Source organism: Rothia sp. HMSC065G12 (assembly GCF_001811455.1).
In the GTDB taxonomy this organism is placed as follows: Bacteria; Actinomycetota; Actinomycetes; order Actinomycetales; family Micrococcaceae; genus Rothia; species Rothia dentocariosa.
The window spans coordinates 77892-79092 of record NZ_KV804819.1; the positions used below are offsets into that span (position 1 = coordinate 77892).

2 protein-coding genes are annotated in these 1201 nt (G+C 45.7%); one reads left to right on the plus strand and one right to left on the minus strand.

Features of this window, described 5'->3' with window-relative positions; translation table 11 throughout:
• Positions 1-427: DUF6318 family protein (locus tag HMPREF2804_RS10020; RefSeq protein WP_246824266.1), on the plus strand; the 427-nt coding region annotated here is incomplete at its 5' end.
• A 6-nt stretch (positions 428-433) separates the two neighbouring features.
• Here HMPREF2804_RS10020 and HMPREF2804_RS10025 read toward each other — a convergent pair.
• Complete coding sequence (locus tag HMPREF2804_RS10025) at positions 434-1147, minus strand: DUF6318 family protein (protein ID WP_048755055.1); 714 nt, start codon at positions 1145-1147, stop codon at positions 434-436.
• Between the last annotated feature and the right edge of the window lie 54 nt (positions 1148-1201).

The following is a 1201-nucleotide window of genomic DNA, read 5'->3' on the forward strand; positions in this document are numbered from 1 at the left end:
GTATGCTATTTCGCATATGCGGACTAGTATTGGCATGTGGGTTTCTGCGTTGAATTATTTGTTGCTCACGGGGGAGGTAGAGCCTTTGAAGGTTATTGATCCTGAGTTGAAGACGGCTCGTCCTGATATTGTGAAGCTGTATGAGGATGAGGCTGGGTGGGTGATCAGCCCAGATAAATTTCCGATAAAAGCCGAGCTTCTCGCACCACAGCCTGCAGAAACGTCGGAGGGCTCGAAAGTGTTCACGTGGTCTGCTCGTTTAAATGTAGATGCTGATGCCCTGGTGTTTTATGCGGACACGAAGGATACTCGTCCTTTAGCTGAGGTTCTCAGGTTACAGCCGGGTGAGGTGCAGTTGCAGGTTGCGTATGTGGAGGGTAAATGGAGGTCTGAGACTGCTTATGATGTTGTTTATCAGGTTTCGTGAGAGGTTTTAGAGTGGTTTCTTCTCGACATTAGAACCGTCGTCATTGACGAAATACCATTCATTATTTGAATAACGTAAGCCGATTGCGGATTTCTTCTCAGCTTTTTGATCTGAAAATTCTAGAAATGGTGTAGTTGTTCCAGTGGTAGAGTTATAAACTTTGGTTTCTGGAGATATTCGTATAATACTTTGCCATTCTCGGATCGAGGGATCATTTAGATTATTATTTGATCCCGCTGTTTCAAATTCGACGCTGCAGGGATGCTGTGGTCCTATAACCCATCCGGTTTTTTCTTCATAGAGTTTGATAATTTCAGAATTAAGAGTGAGTCGAGCATCAGTGATTTGGCTAAGAGGTTTAAGATCTCCAGTCAGGTACGCGTAGTTAACTGCTTCTACCCAATAAGCTATAGAAGCGTAAAATCCATTGTTGCTGTATTCGTTGATGTAGTCGGGCATGAGGGGTTTAGGGACGTTTTGCGCCGGATGTTCGGTGGTTGCTGGAATGAATTTACCGTGTTTTTCGTAGGTATCAAGACGAACGGGTCCATCGTAGTCATATTTACTGCCAATATCGAAAGATTGCGTCGGCTTAGGGTATGTGGCTCTTGCTTTAGGAGCGCTTCGTGTAGTGGGCGCGCATGCGCCAAGTGCGAGCGTTCCTATGCCGAGCCCAAGAGTAAGGAAAGTACGGCGTGTGGGCAGGTGTGTGGAATTCATGGGTGTTTGGCTCTCTGGGCATTTTGGTCAGTGTATTACTCTATTGTATAGGGT

Bases quoted from the DNA above. Each gene is read 5' to 3' on its own strand.
- HMPREF2804_RS10025 (WP_048755055.1), bottom strand. From the start codon at position 1,147: ATGAATTCCACACACCTGCCCACACGCCGTACTTTCCTTACTCTTGGG.